The organism is Lacrimispora struthionigena, from assembly GCF_048627165.1.
Taxonomy (GTDB): Bacteria; Bacillota; Clostridia; order Lachnospirales; family Lachnospiraceae; genus Lacrimispora.
Genome location: NZ_JBMBWP010000001.1, coordinates 660,590 through 682,031, shown reverse-complemented (window position 1 = coordinate 682,031; position 21,442 = coordinate 660,590). Strand labels below are relative to the sequence as shown.

At 38.6% G+C, this 21,442-nt stretch carries 20 protein-coding genes; 4 read left to right on the top strand and 16 right to left on the bottom strand.

Going from position 1 to position 21,442, the window contains the following annotated elements:
- Positions 1-6 precede the first annotated feature (6 nt).
- The 4 genes from ACOAOT_RS03165 to ACOAOT_RS03150 all read right to left on the bottom strand — a co-directional run bounded on the left by ACOAOT_RS03165 (position 7) and on the right by ACOAOT_RS03150 (position 2,813).
- Positions 7-624 carry a helix-turn-helix domain-containing protein gene (locus tag ACOAOT_RS03165; protein WP_420215648.1) on the bottom strand — a complete coding sequence of 206 codons (618 nt, stop codon included), beginning with the start codon at positions 622-624 and terminating at the stop codon, positions 7-9.
- 140 nt (positions 625-764) lie between these two features.
- Positions 765-1,781, bottom strand: a complete 1,017-nt coding sequence (locus ACOAOT_RS03160; RefSeq protein WP_420215647.1) for a pirin family protein — start codon at positions 1,779-1,781, stop codon at positions 765-767.
- The gene (locus ACOAOT_RS03155; protein ID WP_288827731.1) at positions 1,756-2,235 is read right to left on the bottom strand and encodes a MarR family winged helix-turn-helix transcriptional regulator; all 480 of its coding nucleotides are present in this window, start codon (positions 2,233-2,235) and stop codon (positions 1,756-1,758) included. The genes ACOAOT_RS03160 and ACOAOT_RS03155 overlap by 26 nt, the downstream gene beginning before the upstream one ends.
- 416 nt (positions 2,236-2,651) lie before the next feature.
- The gene (locus ACOAOT_RS03150) at positions 2,652-2,813 is read right to left on the bottom strand and encodes a hypothetical protein (RefSeq protein ID WP_420215645.1); all 162 of its coding nucleotides are present in this window, start codon (positions 2,811-2,813) and stop codon (positions 2,652-2,654) included.
- 504 nt (positions 2,814-3,317) lie between these two features.
- On the opposite strand from ACOAOT_RS03150, the gene ACOAOT_RS03145 reads away from it, so the two are divergent.
- On the top strand, positions 3,318-4,679 hold the full coding sequence (locus tag ACOAOT_RS03145) for an MATE family efflux transporter (protein WP_420215644.1): 1,362 nt from the start codon (positions 3,318-3,320) through the stop codon (positions 4,677-4,679).
- A gap of 74 nt (positions 4,680-4,753) precedes the next feature.
- Here the strand turns inward: ACOAOT_RS03145 and ACOAOT_RS03140 are convergent, their stop codons facing one another.
- From ACOAOT_RS03140 to ACOAOT_RS03105, 8 genes are all read right to left on the bottom strand, one after another.
- Positions 4,754-5,110 (bottom strand): hypothetical protein, encoded by a 357-nt coding sequence (locus ACOAOT_RS03140; RefSeq protein ID WP_420215643.1) that lies wholly within the window; start codon positions 5,108-5,110, stop codon positions 4,754-4,756.
- Positions 5,111-5,117: 7 nt separating this feature from the next.
- Complete coding sequence (locus ACOAOT_RS03135) at positions 5,118-6,083, bottom strand: ABC transporter ATP-binding protein (protein ID WP_420215642.1); 966 nt, start codon at positions 6,081-6,083, stop codon at positions 5,118-5,120.
- A gap of 1 nt (position 6,084) precedes the next feature.
- A complete protein-coding gene (locus ACOAOT_RS03130; RefSeq protein ID WP_420215641.1) occupies positions 6,085-7,155 on the bottom strand; it encodes an ABC transporter ATP-binding protein in 1,071 nt (356 codons plus the stop codon).
- A 12-nt stretch (positions 7,156-7,167) separates the two neighbouring features.
- Positions 7,168-8,085, bottom strand: coding sequence for an ABC transporter permease (locus ACOAOT_RS03125; protein ID WP_104435513.1), 918 nt, complete (start codon positions 8,083-8,085; stop codon positions 7,168-7,170).
- Positions 8,086-8,102: 17 nt separating this feature from the next.
- Positions 8,103-9,062, bottom strand: coding sequence for an ABC transporter permease (locus ACOAOT_RS03120; RefSeq protein ID WP_104435511.1), 960 nt, complete (start codon positions 9,060-9,062; stop codon positions 8,103-8,105).
- An 82-nt stretch (positions 9,063-9,144) separates the two neighbouring features.
- Entirely contained in the window at positions 9,145-10,887 is a 1,743-nt protein-coding gene (locus ACOAOT_RS03115; protein WP_420215640.1) for a peptide ABC transporter substrate-binding protein, read from the bottom strand.
- 182 nt (positions 10,888-11,069) lie between these two features.
- Positions 11,070-12,743: a M3 family oligoendopeptidase gene (locus ACOAOT_RS03110; RefSeq protein WP_420215639.1), complete on the bottom strand. Its 1,674-nt coding sequence runs from the start codon at positions 12,741-12,743 to the stop codon at positions 11,070-11,072.
- Between the two features lies 1 nt (position 12,744).
- Positions 12,745-13,857, bottom strand: a complete 1,113-nt coding sequence (locus tag ACOAOT_RS03105; protein ID WP_420215638.1) for an ArsR/SmtB family transcription factor — start codon at positions 13,855-13,857, stop codon at positions 12,745-12,747.
- Positions 13,858-14,072: 215 nt separating this feature from the next.
- On the opposite strand from ACOAOT_RS03105, the gene ACOAOT_RS03100 reads away from it, so the two are divergent.
- On the top strand, positions 14,073-14,630 hold the full coding sequence (locus tag ACOAOT_RS03100) for a GNAT family N-acetyltransferase (protein WP_420215637.1): 558 nt from the start codon (positions 14,073-14,075) through the stop codon (positions 14,628-14,630).
- A gap of 99 nt (positions 14,631-14,729) precedes the next feature.
- Here the strand turns inward: ACOAOT_RS03100 and ACOAOT_RS03095 are convergent, their stop codons facing one another.
- From ACOAOT_RS03095 to ACOAOT_RS03080, 4 genes are all read right to left on the bottom strand, one after another.
- Complete coding sequence (locus ACOAOT_RS03095; protein WP_420215636.1) at positions 14,730-15,569, bottom strand: MerR family transcriptional regulator; 840 nt, start codon at positions 15,567-15,569, stop codon at positions 14,730-14,732.
- Between the two features lie 18 nt (positions 15,570-15,587).
- On the bottom strand, positions 15,588-16,934 hold the full coding sequence (locus tag ACOAOT_RS03090; RefSeq protein WP_420215635.1) for an MATE family efflux transporter: 1,347 nt from the start codon (positions 16,932-16,934) through the stop codon (positions 15,588-15,590).
- Between the two features lie 112 nt (positions 16,935-17,046).
- Positions 17,047-18,516: a glycoside hydrolase family 1 protein gene (locus ACOAOT_RS03085; RefSeq protein ID WP_420215634.1), complete on the bottom strand. Its 1,470-nt coding sequence runs from the start codon at positions 18,514-18,516 to the stop codon at positions 17,047-17,049.
- A 41-nt stretch (positions 18,517-18,557) separates the two neighbouring features.
- Entirely contained in the window at positions 18,558-19,952 is a 1,395-nt protein-coding gene (locus tag ACOAOT_RS03080) for a PTS transporter subunit EIIC (protein WP_420215633.1), read from the bottom strand.
- 215 nt (positions 19,953-20,167) lie between these two features.
- On the opposite strand from ACOAOT_RS03080, the gene ACOAOT_RS03075 reads away from it, so the two are divergent.
- The gene (locus ACOAOT_RS03075; protein WP_420215631.1) at positions 20,168-21,001 is read left to right on the top strand and encodes a MurR/RpiR family transcriptional regulator; all 834 of its coding nucleotides are present in this window, start codon (positions 20,168-20,170) and stop codon (positions 20,999-21,001) included.
- A 55-nt stretch (positions 21,002-21,056) separates the two neighbouring features.
- Positions 21,057-21,437 (top strand): cupin domain-containing protein, encoded by a 381-nt coding sequence (locus tag ACOAOT_RS03070; RefSeq protein WP_420215630.1) that lies wholly within the window; start codon positions 21,057-21,059, stop codon positions 21,435-21,437.
- Positions 21,438-21,442: the final 5 nt, after the last annotated feature.

The window sequence follows — 21,442 nt, the reverse complement described above, 5'->3', positions numbered from 1 at the left end:
CTAAATTTATTCAGACCATTGCATTTGATTATCCGGAATTCCTAATTCCCTGCAGCGTTCACATACTAACCGTTTTTCTTCCTGATTTCCAATTCTGTAATTTAATATCAGGTTCTTGAAAACGATATACTTAATTCCGTCGGACTTGAAATCTACAAACCAGTTCTCGTTTGATGTATCACCTGATTTCATTACCTTTGAAATTTCTTCGGGAAAATTTTTGAGTTTTGAAGAAAAAAACAATACTGTCCAGTATTTTGTTTTCCCTCCAGTCTTCCATAACTCTACTTTTTTTATTTCCATCAGGTCAAGAATGTTTTCGTCAGTAATACTTTCTTTAATTAAAGCGCCTTCGTATAATCCACTATTATGTTCTATTTCCAGACTCTTTCCACAGTAAGAAACTTCTTTCACCCTATCAATATCAATCTCATCTCTCAACAAAACATCAATGGAAACCTTAAATATTCTGCTTAAAAGAACTATTTTTTCCGTTTCCGGTATGGAAATATCTGATTCCCACTTAGTAATTGCCTGCCGGCTCACATTACATTGCTCCGCTAATTGTTCTTGTGTAAAGCTATTCTCTTTTCGTAAATACTGGATTTTCTCAGATAATTTCATGATAACTCCTTTTTACTACGCAATTAATTTTATAGTTTCATATTAGCAGATACAATATAGAATAGCCATTAACTGGGAAGTTCTTTTACGCAACCAATAGTTACTAAAAATCAGATTTTAACTTTTACATCTGATAATTATTACTTTTTAACCACACTACCATCTGGATAACGGGCAAATCTTCCCATCTCCCTATCATGAACCGGCTCATCATCATGCCATGGCCAGCCTCCGAACTGTGTTCTCTGATAATCCTCATATGCCTTTCGTATTTCCTGTTCGGAGTTCATAACAAACGGTCCAAATTGAGCGACTGGTTCATTAATGGGTTCTCCTTCCAGGAGTAAAAGGTAACTGGTAGTATCTCCATTCACCACCGTAATCTGATCTTCTCCTAAAAGTCTAATGCGGGTGGAAGGATCAATATCCCTGCCATCAATGGTGATGGAACTGCTTCCCTTATAAAAATACAGGTTGCGATTTAAGGTCTTAGAACCTGCAGCGATTTGAAACTCTGCCTCAGGCTCCAGTATGACAAGCTGGATTCCTACATGATTTTCTTCTTTTGCTGCCCATGAATTTTTGGTAGGCTCCATGCTCTTTTTGTCTTCGTATTTACCAGCAATTAAACGGATGGTTGCTGTCTTTCCCTTTTCATTGGTGTGCTTAATTACTGGGATTTCTTCTGCCCAGAGCATCTTATAATCCGGATCTGCGAATTTACTCTTTGCCGGTAAATTCAGCCAGATCTGAAATAGCTCCAGGGGATTTTCCTGATCCTGATGAATCAGCGGGAACATCTCCACATGCTGGCATCCTGCTCCGGTAGTCAGCCACTGAACGTCTCCGTTTCCGTAACGTCCTTCTGCTCCCTTGGAATCAAAGTGGTCAACAATTCCTTCCAGTACAACGGTAACAGTTTCAAAACCACGGTGAGGGTGAACTGGAAATCCCGGAACCTTTTCTCCATGATACATACTAAATCCGTCTTTTCCAGAAAAATCATTGCCCATATTTCTTCCTGCTAACGAAACCGCAGGTCCCTGCACTTCATTCCCTGCCGGGAACTGATCCTTGTGATGCATACATGCCAGAAACGGACTGTCCATTCCCCATTGAAATCCTATTTTTTCAATTGCCTTTATTTTTTTGCTCATTTGATTCACTCCTTGTGTTTATTTTTTTTAACAGATGCACTAACATTTCCTTTTCCTCTTCATTCAGTCCGGTAAAACTCTCTGCTAAATCTTCCACATGCCTGGGGAAGATCTCTTCAATTTTTTCTCTCCCCTTTTGCGTGATTGCAATAATACAGGACCTTTTATCATTTGGATTGGGATGTCTTTCTATCATGGCATCTTTTTCCAGATTGTTAATTACCACCGTCATATTTCCGGAGGTAGAAAGTATACTGTCGATAATCTCGTTAATTGTTAAATCGCCTTTGTGGTACAATGCCTCAAGCACTGCAAACTGCGCTGATGTGAGACCTCCCTGGCTAAAAATGGCACCCGCTCTTCTGTGAAGTGCCTGGGTTGTTCTGCTAAGTCCAATGAATGCTTTTAAATTGGTATCGTTTTCTTTTCCATAAGATATAGTGTTCTTTTTCATGATTAAAATATATCACTAATTAGTGATAATGTCAAGTTTGATTTAAAAATACAATTATGTATGTCTTACATTGTCAATAGGACTTTAATTTTTAATGGAATATAAATCGATTTGATATTGCTTATATAAGATTTACTGATCAAAAGATTTTAATCTAGAGATTTGATTCTGTTTATAATAGACTGCCATTGCATCCTGTCTTTCAAAATCCGTATTACAATAACTTTGTCTTCTTTTACTACAAAAAACAGGAGATATGTACTATACGGCATATAATATACTTCAAGCCCTTGAATCAACTGCTGTTTCCCGATATCTAAATGTGTTCAAAATATACCGTTTTATGTGAACAATATCATCTCTTGCATCAGATGTCAGGCATACTCTATAATTTGTTGAATTTTCCATACGCTCTCCTAAATCGCGTCAATTTCTTTCCATGCTTCTTCAAGCGTATACACGGAACCACGCTCCATACTTTCAATTCCTTTTTCCAGTTCTGACCTTAATGCCTGTATTGCTTCACCCTCTGTGTAATTTATTTTTTCAAATACTTGTACCAGATTAGATTTTGCCATTACTTTGCCTCCTCTCACGTTTTATTTTAATCTTATTATACTTTGAGCCGATATTAAATACAAGACTTGTATTATATGTTTTATCAGGGAATATCTTTATTGTAATATAGGCTGACTCGAAAAAAAGATGTTAAAAATTTAGCTTAAGTTATGAGTATCTTTATTGAGGGCATAGGCAAAGACCTATCTGCTGCTATGCCTCAAATGATATAGAAAGGATTATAAAATCAAAGAAACGGGGCAGGGGGAAGAAAAGTTTTTATCTACGCCACGCAATTTGAATGCGACGGGGAGTAAATAAAGATCCGTTGCTGAAAATACCCCGATTCGTATTCGAAATGATATAAAAATCTAAGAAATGAGGCATAGGGGTGAAAATGAACTATTAATGCCTCATTAGATGACGTTTTCGTTTGACTTTCCAATCCCCCAAGAGTATATTTTAATTTTGTACGGTACTGACCGAAAACTCTACCGCAAATCTACTAAATCAGGTGAACCGACATGAATTCAAACTTTTTAAAGCAAAGCACCGAGCAGCGGCGGGATCTCATTCTCAACGGCTCCGTCTTTGGAACCATTTTATTTCTTTCCATTCCCACCCTGATGATGGGTCTTATCCAATCCGCAATACCAGTTATCGATGGCTTGTTTCTTAACAATCTGGTAGGAACCAATGCGGCAAGTGCCGTCACCTACTGCACCCCGATTGTAAACATGGTCTCTGCCCTGGCCCAGGGAGTGAGCGTGGCTGGAATGGCCATTATCGGCCAGTCCAATGGAAATGGAGATTTTAAAAACAGCCGGAAGATTTCCACTCAGATCATCGTATTTACTTTTTTACTGGGCTTTTTCCTTGCACCAATTTTAGTTGCCTTAGCATTTCCCATATCCGCCCATGTAAATAAAGAAATTTCCCGCAATGTATTTCTTTATCTTGCATTGAACGCCTGTGTGACACCGTTTTCCTTTATGGAATCTATCTATAACTCCATCAAAAATGCCAATGGCAAGCCGGAGGATACATTTGTCCGGATGGTGATCATGCTGATCTTAAAAATTATTTTCAATGCCCTCTTTATTGCAGTTTTCCGCTGGGGTCTTGTAGGCTCTGTCATGGCTTCCCTGGCATCCAACTTTTTAATTACGGGATGGATGTATTTTGAATTGTTCATCAAAAAAACTGGAGAACGTTTTATCCTGACCGGCTTCCGGTTTGACTGGTCCATCATTCATACCTTACTGCGAATTGGCTTTCCTGCCATGCTTTCCAGTCTGATGCTCAACCTGGGCTTCTTCCTGATTAACAATGAAGTGGAAAAATACGGGGCGGTTGTATTAAACGGGCAGGGAATTGCTAATAACATAACCTCCATATGTTTCATACTGCCCTCCTCTTTCGGTTCTGCAGTCACTACCATGGTCAGCATGAATATCGGAGCCAAACAACCGGAGAAGGCAAAAAAAGCCTGTTTCGATGGTTGCATCATAAGTGCCATCACTGCTGCACTTTTAATCGCTCTGGTGGTTCCATTGTCATCAAAGCTTACGGTACTGTTTACCAGAGATGCTTCTGTTCTGGCCGTAGCTAACCAGGCACTTCATATTTATACCTACTCCGTAATCGGCTTTGGTATCTGTATGGTTCAGCAGGGCGCTTTTATCGGCCTGGGGAAAACCCGGATCACGCTCTTTATCAGCCTGCTGCGGGTATGGCTTCTGCGTTACATATTTATATTGGCGACCGAACATGTTCTGGGCTTTTATTCGGTATTCTGGGGGAACCTGTTTTCCAATTATATGGCTGCACTTATTACCACAATCCTCATATTAAGGGTGAAATGGGTATCCGATATAAACTACTGAGAATTAAATAAATAGGTAAAAGGCGCTTTGCAGTATTTATAAAATACCGCAAAGCGCCTTATTAATCCCTTTATTTAATGATTTAACATAAACAATAGCTCATCTATTATGCAACCATATAACAAAATAATAATACTCATAACACTAATGGTTACCCTGTAAGAGAATATTTTAAATCTCTTTTTCCACTCCAACCAGTCTTTTTCATTTTCCCGGTCTTTTCTCAAAATTGACACTGCCCCCATTATGAGTCCTATGCTTCCGGCAGCAAACAAAATTGCCTTCATGCTTTCCAGAGCAGCCATCAGATTTCCTTTTGAGATTACAAAACTGCTTACACCAACAACCACCACTAAAATTCCGCTAATAATACTGCTGTACTTCAGGCATTTATAAAAATCCGATCCCACTGTCTTTAAATGTTCCATCATATTCAACCTATTTATTATATAAGTGACAGGCGACAAAATGTCCCGGTTCTACTTCTGTTAAATTAGGTGCATCACATTTACACTGATCTATCGCTTTCCGGCATCTGCCCTGAAATTTACAGCCTGGCGGTGTGTTAATAGGACTTGGTACATCACCTTCTAACATAATTCTCTGTCTGGAATCCTCAATTTTAGGATCAGCAATGGGAATCGCCGACATTAATGCTTCCGTATAAGGATGGAACGGATGACGGTAAAGTACTTCCGAATCTGCCAGCTCCACAATGGAGCCCAGATACATCACGGCAATACGGTCTGAAATATGCTTTACCATAGCCAGATCATGGGCAATAAACAGATAGGTAAGCTTCATCTCTTTCTGAAATTGAATCAGCATATTGGCGATCTGAGCCTGAATGGATACATCTAGTGCTGAGATAGGCTCGTCACACATAATAAACTTAGGCTCAACAGCAAGTGCTCTTGCAATTCCGATCCTTTGCCTCTGTCCGCCTGAAAATTCATGAATAAAGCGGTTGGCATGTTCCTTATTCAAACCGACTAATTCTAACAGATGAGCAATCTTCTCCTCTTTTTCCTGCTTTGTTTTAGCCAGTTCATGGATTTCAATCCCTTCCCCAATGATTTCCGCAACGGTCATTCTTGGATCTAAAGACGCATAGGGGTCCTGAAAAATGATCTGGACATCTTTGTTAAATGCCTTTTTATCTTTGCCTTTTAATTTATGTACATTTTGTCCCTTATAGTATACTTCTCCATCCGTTGCGCGGTACATTCCAACAACCGTACGGCCACAGGTTGTCTTTCCACAGCCAGATTCGCCTACAAGTCCTAAGGTCTCACCTTCTTTTATGGTGAAAGAAACATCATCTACGGCCTTTAAAAGATCATGCTTTCCCACATTAAAATATTTCTTTAAATGTTTTACTTCTAAAATATCATGACTACTCATTTTATTCACCCTCAACTGCTGCAACACCATTTTCGTTATCAGTTATGATCTTTCTGTCATCGTAGAACATTTTCTTAACAGACTCTGGCACTTCCTGATCATGCAGCCAGCAACGTGTATAATGGCCAGCTTCAAAATCAGTTGTCTCAGGCATCTCTTCCAGGCAGACATTCATACAGTAATTGCAGCGTTTTGCAAATGCACAACCCTTTGGCGGAGAAATAAGATCTGGAGGCGTCCCTTTAATTGTCTGCAACAGCTGTTTATTTGCCCACTCTAATTTTGGAACACTGCCAAGAAGCGCTAAGGTGTATGGATGCTGTGGATTATAGAAAATCTCATCTCTTGACCCGCTTTCAATCACCTGTCCCGCGTACATAACGGCAACTTTATTGGCAGAACCTGCCACAACTCCGAAATCATGGGTAATTAGAATCACTGCCGTATTTCGTTTCTCTTTCAGACTTTTAATAAGCTCCATAATCTGTGCCTGAATCGTCACATCAAGAGCTGTGGTAGGCTCATCTGCAATCAAAATCTTAGGATTACAGGCAATCGCAATGGCAATCATGGCCCTTTGCCGCATACCGCCGGAAAATTCGAATGGATACTGGTCAATTCTCTTTTCAGGATTGGGAATCCCAACTGCTTCTAATAACTGAATTGCTTCCTGTCTGGCTTCTTTTTTACTTATCTTTTTATGCTGTACTATATTTTCAATAATCTGTTTTCCGATTTTCATGGTTGGATTTAACGAAACTAAGGCATCCTGAAAAATCATGGAGCATTCACCGCCGCGGAAGGCTCTTTGCTCCTTTTTATTCATTTCTAATATGTTATTTCCTTCATAGAGAATTTTACTTCCCTTTTTGATTTCACCCTGGGGACCTCTGACAAGAGACATGATCGCTCTGGATGTAACACTTTTACCACAGCCTGATTCTCCGATGATGGCTAACACTTCTCCTGCTTTTACATCAAAGGACACGCCTCTTACAGCCTGCACTTCTCCTGCATAGGTGTGAAAAGAAACTTTTAAATCTTCCACTTTTAATAAGGGTTCCTGACTCATCCTGATTTCCTCCTAGTCTCTAAGCTGTGGATCAAGAGCATCCCTTAAACCGTCGCCTAAAATATTAAATGACAATACAAGTAAACATAAAAGTATACTAGGATATAATAAATGGGTCGGATAAAAAGCCATGGCCTCCTGGCCTGCTGAAAGCAGTGTTCCCAAACTAAATGCAGGGGGCTGAAGACCAATTCCAAGGAAGGAAAGGACAGTTTCGTCAAAAATAATATAAGGAATGGAGGTCGCCAGATCCAGAATTAACAAACTCAGTGTATTGGGAATTAAATGTTTGATAATTACTCTTCCGGACGATGCTCCCAAAGCTGCTGATGCCATGATGTATTCGCTTTCCCGAAGCTTTAAAATCTGACCTCTTACCATACGGGCTGTACTTGTCCAGTTTGTGATACATAATGCAAATAATAAAGGTAAATAACCATTTCCCAGTACAACTAAAATAATTAAAGTAACGATAAGATAAGGGATACTGTTTAATACCTCAACAATACGCATCATAATATCATCTACAAAACCGCCCAGGTATGCCATAACAGCTCCATAAATACAACCGATCAGCACCTTTAGACTTGCTGCAACCACAGCAACAATAATGGAAAATCTCAGACCTTTCCACAAACGGGAAAAAAGGTCTCTTCCTAGATAATCAGTTCCAAGCCAATAGGTACTGTCAGGGGGTAAATTTTTAATTTCGGGCATTAATGTTGTATAATTCTGACCGCTTATGGAAGGTCCGATTACAGACATAACAAAAAGAATGAGGAGTACGCCCATTGATAACATGGCTAATTTATTCTTCTTTAATCTTCGCCACGCATCCTGCCAGTAACTGATATTGGGTCTTACAACCTCATCAGCATCAAACTTAGACTGGTCGGCGAGTTCAAATCTTTTATCTACCATTGAATTCATTTTCTTTCTCCTTTCCGTTATTTCGAAACACCGATTTTAATACGGGGATCCACAATAACATATAAAATATCTGTTACCAGCATTGTTATAACCGTAATAATGGCATAAAATGTTGTCCCAGCCAGGACAATGGGAATATCTCTTCCCTGAACAGCTTCTATATAGTATCGTCCCATACCCGGAATGGAGAAAACGCGTTCAATAAACAGAGAACCAGTTAAAATACCTGCTACTGTAGTAGGAAGTACAGTGATAATTGGAATAAATGAATTACGTATCACATGATTTTTTACAATCTGCAGTTCAGAAAGTCCTTTTGATCTGGCTGTAAGGGTATATTCCTGATTGATACTTTCCAGCATACTGGTTTTGGTAAGTCTTGAATAATAGGCGATAAAACTACAGGAACCGGCAATGGTTGGAAGGATTGTGTATTTCCAGCCTCCGAACCATAATTCTTTTCCTTTTGGCCAGCCAATAATAGGCAATTTCAGGAACGAACCATTTGCACAATATTTTTGAAGCAAAAGTGAGATAACCAGCGAAGGCATGGATACTAAAATCATGGCCCCCACTAAAATCAGCTTGTCCCAGAAAGTTCCCCTCTTCATAGCTGCGATAATTCCCAATAGAATGCCTAACGTCACACCTAATAAAATCTGCTGAACACTGAGCCTGATTGTTACCGGAAGTTTAAGCTTTAAATTCTTGGCAAATGTTTCGCCTGGCCTGATAATGGATTCTCCGAAATCGCCATTGATCAGCAGCCCTTTCATGGTAATTACATAACGCTCTGCAACTGGTTTATCATATCCATATTTTTCTATAATCTTAGTCTGTACCGTTTGGGGTAATTTGGCGATTTTGGAAGTCAGCGCATTTCCAGGGATTGCGGACAGTAAGAAGAAAGTTGCCGTCACTATCAAATACAGGGTAATCAGCATTTCCAATACTCTTCGGATGATGTATTTTACCATTTTCATTCTCCTAATCTATAAAGTATACCACACAGCACACCCCCTGAGGTGATGCGCCATGTGGTATAACCTTTAAATCTATTTATTCTTCCACAATATAAGCATATTTGAATTCATGCTTTCCACCAAAAACAGGGTATTGGAAACCATGAAGGCGATTGCTGATATAACTGTGTTTGTCGCGATAAAGAAGAGGTTTAATTGCTGCATCATCTTTGATCAGAATGCTTTCTGCATCCCCATACAGTTTGATACGTTTATCATTGTCCTGCTCTTTTGATAACTGATCCAGAACCTGATCATATTTCTCACTTGAGTATTTACCGTAGTTACTGCTTCCGCCAGTTCTGAAAATATCAATAAATGTCATGGGATCATTGTAATCTGCTCCCCATACCTGCATACATAAGTCAAATTCACCAGCAACCTGTGCAGCATGTGCAAGACCAAAGTCACCCACAATATTTAAATTTACTTTTACACCTAAATTATCCTGAATCCGCTGAACTACATATTGTTCAATGTCTTTTTCAATGGTTGTTTCGCCATAGCCTAAGAATTGAAGAGTGATCGTGCTTAAATCATCGGTGTCTTTTCCGAGTTCCTTTAATCCTTCATGGAATAATGCCTTTAATTTTTCCGGATTATTCGCATATTCGCTATATTCTTCTTTAATCGGTTCTGTCACTTCCGAACGATATTCTTTGTCTCCGACTTTAATATTCGGTGTTACAAGCCCATAAGCTGCTGTATATCTGCTGTTGTAGACAGAATCAATAAATGTCTGGCTGTCAAATGTATAAGCAACCGCTTTTCTTATTTTTGTATTCTGCATTAAACCGCTTGGACATGATTCCTGTGTATTAAATGCAAAATATTGGGAAGCAACATCTCCATCTGTATAAAGCTGACATTTGCCTTCGCTTGCCGCCTGATCCCATTTTTTCAAATAATCACCGGAAGCTGCTACATAATCTAACTGGCCTGCTTCAAATAACTGGAACTGAGTCGCGGTTTCATCAACCTGCTGCAGATCAACTTCATCTAAGTGAACATTTTCCGCATCCCAATAATCCGGATTTTTTACCAGAACAGTACTCTGATTGGCTGTATATTCCTGTACCATATAAGGTCCGCAGGATAAGGTCTGCATTGCATCGGTACCATATGTATCACCATATTTTTCAATGTTATCTACTCGAATTGGATAAAACACGGTATAAGATAACTTATCAACAAAATAAGGTTCTGGTGCTTCCAGTGTGAACTTTAAAGTGTAATCATCTACTACTTCTACACCCACCTGATCAAAGCCACATTCTTTGTTGTAGTATTTCTCTGCATTTTTAATTGGAAATGCAAAGAAGGAATAGGCACATGCCAAATCAGCATTCAGCACTCTTTCTACCGCATCTTTATACTGGCTGGCAACTACTTCTACCCCGTCTGACCATTTATTTTTTCTTAAATGAAATGTATAGGTAAGACCATCATCTGAAACCTCATACTTTTCACAGCCTGCATTTTCAATCACACCCTTATTCTCTCGGAATAAGCCTTCACAGGTCGCTAAGAAAAATGAACCTGACTCAGAATCTCCTACCTGTGCCGTATCAAAAGTAATTACATTAAATTGCTGACCATGTGCAACCTGTTCGGATGCCAGTGTCTCTCCATTAGGTCCTTTTTTATCACTTTGTGCTGTTTTTTGAGTTTCTGCAGTGTTCCCGCCTGTGGATTTGCCAGATGAACCGCCGCAGCCAGCGAGACTGGAGACAACCAGACCTGATACAATTAACATACTTAAAATTTTTTTTGATTTCATTAATATTCATCCCTTTCGTTTCACTTTTATAATATTTGATGATACATTTATGTAGTCCCATATTGCCTGTTGGCATCTATGGGATTGAATCATCTCTATTAATCTTTTTCATACCAACCCTCCTTAAAAATTTTTATAGATCAAACGATCAGCTGACCGCCTTTCGCATACTATACAGTTATTTAAAGACATAATGCTTCCAGTTTCTCAACGATTCTCTTTACACAGCCATCTTCAAAGGGGCTGTCTAACCCAACCTCTTTCAGCATATTAGTAAAGAAATCACTGGCTGATAAATTACAAAGTTTCAAGTAGCTGTCCCAGGCTTCCTGATAATTTTCATCCATTCTTATTTTGTACTGAAATGCACAAATCTGAGCAATACAGTAATCAATATAATAGAAAGGATCGTCATAGATATGAGGTTGCTTCTGCCAGAAGCCTCCTTTTTCAAAGTAAGGATATCCGGTATAATCAAGATGCGGCCGATATTCCTTTTCAAGCTGAATCCATGCTTCATGCCTTTGAGCAGGAGTCATCTGAGGATTTTCGTAGACAATATGCTGAAATTCGTCCACCATACATCCGTAGGGAATAAATATGGCGGCATCCTCTAAGTGCATGGAACTATAATCATCTGTCCGGCTGCCAAAGAACTGGTTCATAAATGGCGCAGTGAAAAATTCCATGGACATGGAGTGAATCTCTGCTGTTTCCATTGTAATATCCGCATGTTCTTTGATGGGATCTTTTCCTGACAGATATCCCTGGAACGCATGGCCGCATTCATGAGTAATTACGTTGATGTCTCCACTGGTTCCATTGAAATTGGCAAAAATGAAAGGTGCGTTATAAACTGGAAGGTAGGTCATGTATCCCCCTGCCCGCTTTTTCTTTCTACCCAGCACATCGAACAATTCATTCTCGGACATAAAATCAAAAAATTCCTTTGTTTCTTTGGAAAGCTCTCCATACATGTCTTGTGCACTGGCCATAATCTCTTCCGGTGTACCGACTGGTTCCGGATTGCCATTTTCAAAGAAAACGCCTTCATCGATACAGGATAATTTTTCAATTCCTAATCTGTTTCTTCTTTTTTCATGAAGCTTTTCTGCAAATGGTACAAAATATTCCTTTACCTGTTTTCTGAAATTTTCTACCATAGCTTTGTCATAACAATTTCTCCGCACCCGGTCATAACCTAACCCTACGAAATTATCATGGCCTAATTCTTCTGCCTGTTTTGTACGATTTTTGACTAACTTATCATAAATAGAATCCAGTTTGTCTCCGTTGGCTTCAAAAAAGGAACTGTATTTTGTATAAGCTTTCCGGCGTACTTCCCTGTCTTTATGGGTTAAATACTTTCTTAATAACGAAAGGTTGAGAGTTTCCCCCTCCCAGTCAATTTCTGCACTGGCGATTAATTTATCGTATTCGGTTGTCAGTGCATTCTCTTCCTGCTTAAGGGGAATCAGTTTTTTATCAAATGACCTGATATTCAGCTGAATGTTCTTAAATGCAACGGTTCCTATCTTTTCTTCCAGATAATTCCGATAAGGAGATTCATACATCTGCCGCGCATATCTTACATACATATCAATCAGTTCCGGCTCTATTTCATCATAGTAATTCCGTTCTTTTTCATAGAACTCATCTGTCGTATCAATATCATGTCTGATACTTGCCATTATGACCATTGTATCGATTTCATCTTTGAACTCATAATATCTTTTATGAATCTCAAACTGGGCTTCTCCACTGGCTGCAGCTGCGAAATCCTTCATAATTTCTTCAAACCGAAGTTTTTTTTCTTCTAAATCTACTCTTTGATATGGCATATCTTTAAACTTCATTTCAATCCTCCAACAATTTATTTTTCGTTACTTCTAATAAATAATTGACTGCTTCCTTATTCATTTGATAATAGACTTTATTATCTGATTTCTCTATATTAATAAGTCCCAGCTTCATAAGTGTATTCATGTGATGGGAAATGGTAGCCGTGGTAAGCTTTAGTTCTGCCGCAATTTCCTGCCCGTAAGCCTTTTTATTCCGAATAAAACACAATATTTCAAATTTACTGGGATCAGATAATAACTTTAATCCATTGCTCAATTCCTGATTACTCAATTGTCGTTTCGATACTTTATAATTACAGTCAAATAGTATGCCCACATCCAATATATGATAATCCCCCACGTTTTCATCATTACCATAAAAGATAACCCGGTTGCAAGCCATAATCTGTGTCCGTATAAATGTGGGCTTGCTGGGATAACTGTCTTCCTTAATATTATAAAAGCTATTCATTAACTTATAGAAACTGTGCTGTTTGAAATATTCCATCCAATACTGCGTAGCTGTTTCTTTTAATTCCAGCAATATTGTTTCTTGTTTTTTTAATTCTGAAACCGTCTTTTCAAGAATTTCGTAAAGAATTTCCGCATGTTTGCTGGAATGTTCTATTAACTCCAATAATTGCCACTTTTGTGCCGGTTCACATTCCAGATTATTAATCCTGTCTGTAAATGATACTGTTTTATTGTTTTCATAAACATTAGTTCTTAGGTCGACATCATCAAATGATAGTTCTAAGGTATTATCATCTTTTATGGTACTTAGATATTGGTTAATAAAGTGTATTACTTCATTTTTATTGCCGGAAAAAGTGGAATGTCTCACACATTGATATAATATTTTTGCAATACATATATTTTCTGATATAAATGAGCTAAAGTAGAATTTAATAAGAGGATTGTTCACATCCGTTTTTTGTTCAATCTCTTCCTGAATAGACGATAATTTATCTAATTGATAAGAGATAACAGCCTTTTTCTTTTCATCTGTCCGCTTTAACAGATCCATTTTTAAATTCTGATAAGATTTTTTATTGATAATTCGAAATAATAATTCTATACTCTCCATATAGTAGTCAATTTCTTTTATAACCGTACACTCTATGCTCATCCCAAGACCTCATCACTTTAAATTGTCAACTTGATGCCGAAATACAGTTCAATTTTTTTAATTATAACATCAATTAGAAGGTTGTCAATGAATACATTAGATAAACATCAAATATGATACAATAAAGTTAATAAGAGAAAGTTTTTCTTTTTTAATACAAGATATTTTTAAAAAAACTAAGGAAAATAAACAAAGCGAAAGGAAATAATAAAAATATGATAGATAATTTTCATCTAAAATCTCCAATCATAACTGAAAGATTATGTATTAAAAAAATTACTGCAGATGAATTACTGTTGATCAAAGCTGAAACAAACTATGACGAAACAAATAAAATGACTTGCCGGCCTATTATAGAAAGAAAAGGAAATGAGTTGGGTGAATTTTATAATCAAATTATTAAAAAAGAAAATAACCTTATATTTTCCATATGGAGAAAACAGAATGAGGAATTAGTTGGCAAAGTATCGTTTAATGATTACAATCCAAGAAACAGAAGTATGGAGTTAGGATATTATATGATTCCCAGGTTCAGAAAATACGGATATATGAGGGAAGCTCTAAAAAGTCTGTTTGACATTTTGTTTAAAAAAATGGAGTTAAATAAGATATATGCTCAAACTGGCAGTTTTAATATAGAATCTATTCAATTATTGGAGAATATGGGATTTAAGAAAGATGGCGCTTTAAGAAATCATCATGAACTCAATGATATATTTTATGATGACTATATTTATTCAATATTAACTAAAGAATGGAATGATCGTTCCTAACTGGCTTTTCACTGAGGAACTCAGCTGGTATAAAAAGATGGTATCTGAGTTCCGCCAGTTCCGCAAGCATGAATCATAGTAATTTACTGTTTTTTGTACTCATGATTGTGCTTCGCTATGAGAAATTGGTATCTGAATTTCTGTCACAAATTTTTCCGTATCGTCAGTTATCCCGTAATCAATCATTGTAATTTCTTTTGAAAAACCTGAAATACGGAATTTCTGCTCTGATATAAAATCCATTAACCTTTCATAATATACAAAAGCTTCCTTATGACCGCCGCAAAACCGCAGCGTTACACAGGTTTCTTCGGGTACTTCTTCTATTGGTCCTGAATAAGCATCTTCTTTGTCCAACAAAAGAAACACCTTATCGTATCTGTCGTATTCCCCGTTTAACAGCTTTTCCCTGGCAATTCCCACCCCTACTTTTCCGAGAAAAACAACGGTATTTCGCTGATGCTGTTCTAACTGCCGAATGGAAGTTTCTAAATCAAGATAAGAGTTTATGGATAACGTATTTTCAATCCATGCAATCCGTCTGGGTGCAAATTGCCTGATACAAATGGTATCAAACTCAGAGGAAAGGGCATCCTCAATCTGTCTTAGCCTGTTTTCTATTTTTCTCTCAATTATTTTTAATTCCTTTTGCTTGCTGATTACCGTTTCTTTTTGCTGCCTCAGCATAATCTGCATTCGATCAACATTCCGGTTGTTTAAGAAAGCTGCAATTTGTTCCAATGGCATGTCCAGTACACGAAGATAACGAATTGTATTAAGACATTCAAACTGACGAGTACTGTAATAGCGGTAGCCCGTTTCTTTGTCTGTATATTCTGGCTGTAAGAGCCCGGACTTCTCATAATGGCGCAGAGTTCCAACACTTATATGAAACATTTTAGCCACATCACCGATTTGAAATAATCCGCTTTTCTCCATTAAGCTTCTTCTCCATTCTTAAATAGAACCATTTAACTTACCTGTGCGCTTACTCAGCCAGATAAATACACTGATACATATCACAACTGACAGAATTGACCCCACGGGCGCTGCAATTCCCATAGGAAAAAGTGTTTCTGCAAAGTATATTGATGCCAGGTAGGCAAGGGGAATACGGGCGCAGATAATGGAAATAGAATTATGGATAAAAGATATTCCTGACAAACCATATGCACAGAAATACCCGCTGAAACAAAAATGAATTCCTGCAAAAATGCAATCCCAGACATAGCTGCTCATATACTGTCCGCCCAACAATATTACTTTCGTATTATCTGTAAACAATCCTATTACTGATCTGGCAGAAAATTGCATGATAACCGCTGATATGGTACCAAATACTACGGTGATCAGGATTCCAATCCAAAGTGTCTGACGGGCACGATCATGTTTTCCGGCACCTGCATTTTGCGCGGAAAGTACAGATACAGCGGACAACATAGAGGACGGAACCAGGAATAAGATGCCGATTATTTTTTCCACAATTCCTACTGCCGCTGCATCATTTAATCCCCTGTTATTTGCAATTACTGTTATGATAAGAAAAGAGATCTGAATAAATCCATCCTGCAATGCCACTGGAATCCCAACTTTAAGCAGATTAAGAATCACTGCTGTTTTTGGTTTAAGATCCTTCATGGAAAGACTGAAACCCATATTCCGTTTCCGGATAATGATCAGGGAAACAATTACGCTGATTGACTGTGATAAAGTTGTTCCCAGTGCAGCGCCTGCTGCCCCAAGTTTAAATACTCCGATAAAAAGATAATCCAAAACGATGTTGGCCGCACAGGCTATGCCAATAAAATACATCGGACTTTTGGAATCACCCAGCCCCCGGAAAATAGAACTGATAATATTATATCCCGTAATAAACGGAATTCCAATCATACAGATTGTAAGGTATGTAACGGTCTCCCCAAATGCTTCGGGAGGTGTTAACATAGCGGAAGCAATAGGCTTTACTACCATGAGCAGTACAAACATGATTATGACGGACAAAGTCATAAATAAAGCAATTGTATTCCCGATAGCAGAAGATACCTCCTCATGCTTTCCTGCCCCCACTGCCCGTCCAATCAGTACGGTCGCTCCCATTGCCAGACCAACGATCATAACTGTTATCATATGCATAACCTGACTTGCGATGGAAACTGCGGTAATGCTGTCCACTCCGTTAAATTGACCGATGATAAACAGATCTGCCATTCCATACAGGGTCTGGAGAAAATACGACAGCAGGTACGGTAAGGAGAAATATACAACGGTCTTAAATACACTTCCTGTGGTTAAATTCTTTTCCATAAATCAATTGCATCCTTTACTTCATTTGTTTTAGTATATCATAAAGTCTGCAATCGTTGTAGAGTCAACACAAAAACACCATAGCTTTTCAACTACGGTGGTTTTGCAATTCTTATTTCATGTTTTTGCCCCACTCTCTCCCATTGGATTTAATCAGCTTTGAGTACCAATGGAAAGAATCTTTCTTAATACGTTTCATGCTAAGATCCGATACATCCTTGCATTTAACCAGTTCATCATCTGTAGTATCAATGTAAACCAATCCATAACGCTTCTTAATTCCATTACCGGTTGATAATAAATCCGTAAATGACCATGGGTTATATGCAATTACTTCACAGCCATCCTCAATTGCAAGACCCACATGATAGATCTGATCTCTGAGGAATTCAATTCTTTCTGTATCATGCACCTGTCCGTCTGCATCCTTGGTCTCGTTTGCTCCAAATCCATTTTCCGTAATCATCATGGGAAGTCTGTAATGGTTCCAAAGATAACGGAGAGAATATCGCATTGCCTGAGGATCGATTTCCCAATCCCAGTCTGTATATTCCACATATGGGTTGGTACATAACGCATATTCTCCGGGAACATTGGGCCACTGCATCTGACCTTTGATGCCAAACTTATTCAATCCATACTCCTGTCTCTCACTGTCAATTTTTGATTCATATGCAGTATTGCTTCTATAGCAGTTTACAGCTATGAAGTCGATTTTAGCCTTCTTCATCAGCTCTAAGTCTTCTGGACGGATATCTGGATGAATGTCATGGGTTTCCCAGTATTTTTTTACAAAATTACTGTATTCCCCATATACATACGTGTCATTCCAGATCTTCTGGGTTAATTCTTCCGCATTCATGGCAGCGATCTGGTCGCCGGGATTACAGGTCTTTGGATAGATTGGAACATAACCTGGAACAGGCCCTATTTTTCCGCCCTCCACCATTTCATGACAGTGGATGACTGCTTTTGCATGGCAGAGATTCATAATATGGTTAATGTCCCACTTCTCTCTTTCCCAGTCTGTACAGCCCACACTTGTGCCCAGCCAGTGACCATAGCAGATCTGCATATTCTGCTCATTCAGTGACAACCAGTATTTCACTCTGTCTCCGAAATTTTCAAAACAGACTTTACAGAGATGTTCAAATGCATCAATGGTCTTTCTGCTTCTCCAGCCGCCTAATTCCTCATATACCCATACAGGAAGATCATAATGGTAAATGGTCACGATAGGAGTAATGTTATTTTTAATCAGCTCATCAATCAGGTCATTGTAGAATTTAATTCCTTCCGGGTTGACTTTTCCGTCTGAATGAGGAATGATTCTTGACCAGGAAAGGGAAAAACGATAAGAGCTGAACCCGCATTCTGCCATCAGTGCCACATCTTCTTTATATCTATGAAAATGATCCGCTGCGATTGAATTATCCGCATACGGCTTCTTTTTCGTGCTGTTTATATCGATCATGGCGGGAGTTCTTCCGCCCTCTGCAACTCCGCCTTCCACCTGCCATGCAGCGCTTGAAGCACCCCACATAAAGTTTTCGGGGAATTTAGGATCTTCTTTATAATACATGTTGCACCTCCAGTTTTTTCATACATTTTGTCATAAGTTTCTTAGTTGGCCCCTGCCTTTTTTTCCGCTCTTTTCCCCAGCACTAAGGTAATTACAAATGAAACCGTAACTGCAGTCACCATAACAACTAATGAGACAATCAGGTTTTTACCTGTTCCATCCGGGTTGATATAAGCAGGAATTGAAATAAATCCAGGAGTTGACACCACGTACTGGGTCATTCCAAACAAACCTGCTATAAGACCTCCAAGACCACCGCCGATCATTGCACCTAAAAGCGGATATTTTTTTACAAATAATACACCGTATACTCCTGGCTCAGTAATGCCGCACAGGGCGGTAATACCGGCTCCTGTTGCGATACTGCGGGATTCGGCATTCTTTGCGATTAATGCTGCAGCCAGGCAGGCACCGCCAACAGCTACATTAGCCGGAGCCATTCCGGTACAGATTAACGGGTCGGAACCAATTTCAGCTATTAATAAGAAGACTACCGGATACGTTGCGTTGTTCATTCCAAAGAACACCATAAGGGGAGTCGTAATACCAATGATCATAACCGCAATTGCCGGAGCCACTCTGTAAACAGTCAGTACGCCGTCTGCCAGCCAGGTTCCAGCCAGGTTTCCTAAGGGGCCCAGTACAATCAGTGTGACCGGTACCGTAACCAGCATGGTAATAAGTGGTACAAAGATCGTCCGCAGATAAACTGGTATGATCTTCTGTAAATATTTATAAATGACGGACATGAATAAAACGCCAAGAATTACAGGAAATACCGTTGAGTTATATGCGATCTGTGCTACCTTAATGCCGAAGAAGTCAAGAGCTTCTGCATTATTAATGGTGGAATATAACAGGATTGCTCCAAGAAACGCTCCAAGGTATCCGTTGGATTTTAATTTGTTTGCTGCTGAAAAACCGATAAATACCGGCAGGGAATAAAAAGCCGCCTGGTTTACAGCATAGAAAATTTTGTATGCTCCATCTTCAGGAGAGACTCCGAAGAGTGTGGTAAGAAGGGTTAACACTGCCCCCGTAAGACCACCAGCGATCAGTACTGGAATGACCGGAGAAAATGTGCCTCCGATAAATGCCATAATGCCTGCAAAAACATTTCCTCTGCCAGCTTTACCATCCTGCTTAACTGCATTTGAATCCGGAACTTCACCGCCTGTTTTAATGCCTTCACGCTTCTTAAATTCTGCAAAAAGTGCCGGTACATCCTGTCCGATCACAAATTGGTACTCTCCACTCTGTACAATCAGGTTAAGAATGCCCGGGATTTTTTTTGCCTCATCTTTATTCAGTTTTGTCTCATCATGCAGCTGAATGCGCAGACGGGTCATACAGTGTGTAACATTAGCAATGTTTGATTCGCCTCCGCAAGTCTTGATTATATCTGCACATATTTGTACATAATCTTTTTTAGCCATGATTTTTCCCCTCTTCTTATAGTCTGCTTTTTGTTTCACCATACCCTCATTAAACTATTGGATTTACACCAGCGCGCCTTATGTATTTCCATACCCAGATTATATCAGATTTGGACAAAACCGCGGGTTTCAGAATATGAAACCATATTTGAATTTTAATCATTTTACCCTGATTTTATATTGTGTCTCTATTATTTTTGATATATAATCTGGGCATGGATGAAAATAATAAAAAACAGCAAAATGCATTTAGTCTCAAGGGCTTTAGTATTACCTCTTCCCTGCTTGCTATCATTAATAATTCCAACGAAGACGATATTAACTACGTTTTAGCAAATTATCTGTTGGAGCGCATTGATATTCTGGATAAAATCAGCATTTATGATGTGATCGATTACTGTTATGTATCAAGGAGTACAATACACAGATTCGTAAAAAGCATTGGCTTTGAAAGCTTTACACACATGAAGGATAACATCAGACATATGCGGGTTCATTCCAGAGCATTTATTGACTTCGCCAACCAGTCCTCTTTTCATGATTACATCATGACTTCCATGGTTGACATGCTGACGGATATCAATGATACCATCGACCAGCAAAATATTGAACTGCTTGTGGATCTGATCAAAAACAGCCATAATGTTGTTATTTTGAATTATGACACCTCAAGCTCTTCTGCCAAGGAATTTCAGCTGGAGATGACTTCTCTTGGCAGGCTGATTAAGCTTGTCACCAATATATCCGGCAACACCGGAATTCTTCCCGCTCTTACGGAGGATGATCTGCTGATTACCTGCTCTGCATCTGGAAATTATGCCATAGCCACCAAGGATGACGTAAAAGATGTAAAGGCACGTAAATTTCTGATTACATTAAACCACGCAAAACAGTTCGAGGAATATTATGACACCATCATTTTCCTGAGTGACAAGTTTCAATCTTGCGATTACATTTCCAACGGAATGCAAAACGTTTATACCCGGTATGGCATTAACTACTTTTTCGATCTGCTGTTTCACAGATATGTGCAAAAATATATTATATAAGGCCTATACTGAAAAAAGAAATCTCTTTAAAGACAGAGTACAAAGGAGTGTTAATATGAATCTGGAAATTTATGATACTACAGACTCAATCTATGTAGAAAAAGAGAACCACACAAAGGTAAATTATTTTATTTTTGATGAATATGAAATTCATCTCAATACCCTTCCCCCCCATTCCATTCAGGAATGGCACAAACACCATAGCATAGAAGAAGTTATATTTGTAATCTCCGGTAAATTAAAAATTTTGTGGAAAGAAGCAGAACAGACAGAAAGTCGGATTGTTTCAGAAAATTCAATCGTCAGAGTAAAAAATTCCATTCATACACTGGAAAATGAGTCTGATGAGGATGTGCGGTTCCTGGTCTACAGAATGGTGCCTGACGGTGTTGATAAACGCAACATCATAAAAAATGATAAGGAACTCATTCTATAGCAATA

Excerpts from the sequence above, each read along its gene's own strand:
- ACOAOT_RS03165 (WP_420215648.1), bottom strand. The coding sequence starts at position 624 with ATGAAATTATCTGAGAAAATCCAGTATTTACGAAAAGAGAATAGCTTT.
- ACOAOT_RS03160 (WP_420215647.1), bottom strand. The coding sequence starts at position 1,781 with ATGAGCAAAAAAATAAAGGCAATTGAAAAAATAGGATTTCAATGGGGA.
- ACOAOT_RS03155 (WP_288827731.1), bottom strand. The coding sequence starts at position 2,235 with ATGAAAAAGAACACTATATCTTATGGAAAAGAAAACGATACCAATTTA.
- ACOAOT_RS03150 (WP_420215645.1), bottom strand. The coding sequence starts at position 2,813 with ATGGCAAAATCTAATCTGGTACAAGTATTTGAAAAAATAAATTACACA.
- ACOAOT_RS03145 (WP_420215644.1), top strand. The coding sequence starts at position 3,318 with ATGAATTCAAACTTTTTAAAGCAAAGCACCGAGCAGCGGCGGGATCTC.
- ACOAOT_RS03140 (WP_420215643.1), bottom strand. The coding sequence starts at position 5,110 with ATGATGGAACATTTAAAGACAGTGGGATCGGATTTTTATAAATGCCTG.
- ACOAOT_RS03135 (WP_420215642.1), bottom strand. The coding sequence starts at position 6,083 with ATGAGTAGTCATGATATTTTAGAAGTAAAACATTTAAAGAAATATTTT.
- ACOAOT_RS03130 (WP_420215641.1), bottom strand. The coding sequence starts at position 7,155 with ATGAGTCAGGAACCCTTATTAAAAGTGGAAGATTTAAAAGTTTCTTTT.
- ACOAOT_RS03125 (WP_104435513.1), bottom strand. The coding sequence starts at position 8,085 with ATGAATTCAATGGTAGATAAAAGATTTGAACTCGCCGACCAGTCTAAG.
- ACOAOT_RS03120 (WP_104435511.1), bottom strand. The coding sequence starts at position 9,062 with ATGGTAAAATACATCATCCGAAGAGTATTGGAAATGCTGATTACCCTG.
- ACOAOT_RS03115 (WP_420215640.1), bottom strand. The coding sequence starts at position 10,887 with ATGAAATCAAAAAAAATTTTAAGTATGTTAATTGTATCAGGTCTGGTT.
- ACOAOT_RS03110 (WP_420215639.1), bottom strand. The coding sequence starts at position 12,743 with ATGAAGTTTAAAGATATGCCATATCAAAGAGTAGATTTAGAAGAAAAA.
- ACOAOT_RS03105 (WP_420215638.1), bottom strand. The coding sequence starts at position 13,857 with ATGAGCATAGAGTGTACGGTTATAAAAGAAATTGACTACTATATGGAG.
- ACOAOT_RS03100 (WP_420215637.1), top strand. The coding sequence starts at position 14,073 with ATGATAGATAATTTTCATCTAAAATCTCCAATCATAACTGAAAGATTA.
- ACOAOT_RS03095 (WP_420215636.1), bottom strand. The coding sequence starts at position 15,569 with ATGGAGAAAAGCGGATTATTTCAAATCGGTGATGTGGCTAAAATGTTT.
- ACOAOT_RS03090 (WP_420215635.1), bottom strand. The coding sequence starts at position 16,934 with ATGGAAAAGAATTTAACCACAGGAAGTGTATTTAAGACCGTTGTATAT.
- ACOAOT_RS03085 (WP_420215634.1), bottom strand. The coding sequence starts at position 18,516 with ATGTATTATAAAGAAGATCCTAAATTCCCCGAAAACTTTATGTGGGGT.
- ACOAOT_RS03080 (WP_420215633.1), bottom strand. The coding sequence starts at position 19,952 with ATGGCTAAAAAAGATTATGTACAAATATGTGCAGATATAATCAAGACT.
- ACOAOT_RS03075 (WP_420215631.1), top strand. The coding sequence starts at position 20,168 with ATGGATGAAAATAATAAAAAACAGCAAAATGCATTTAGTCTCAAGGGC.
- ACOAOT_RS03070 (WP_420215630.1), top strand. The coding sequence starts at position 21,057 with ATGAATCTGGAAATTTATGATACTACAGACTCAATCTATGTAGAAAAA.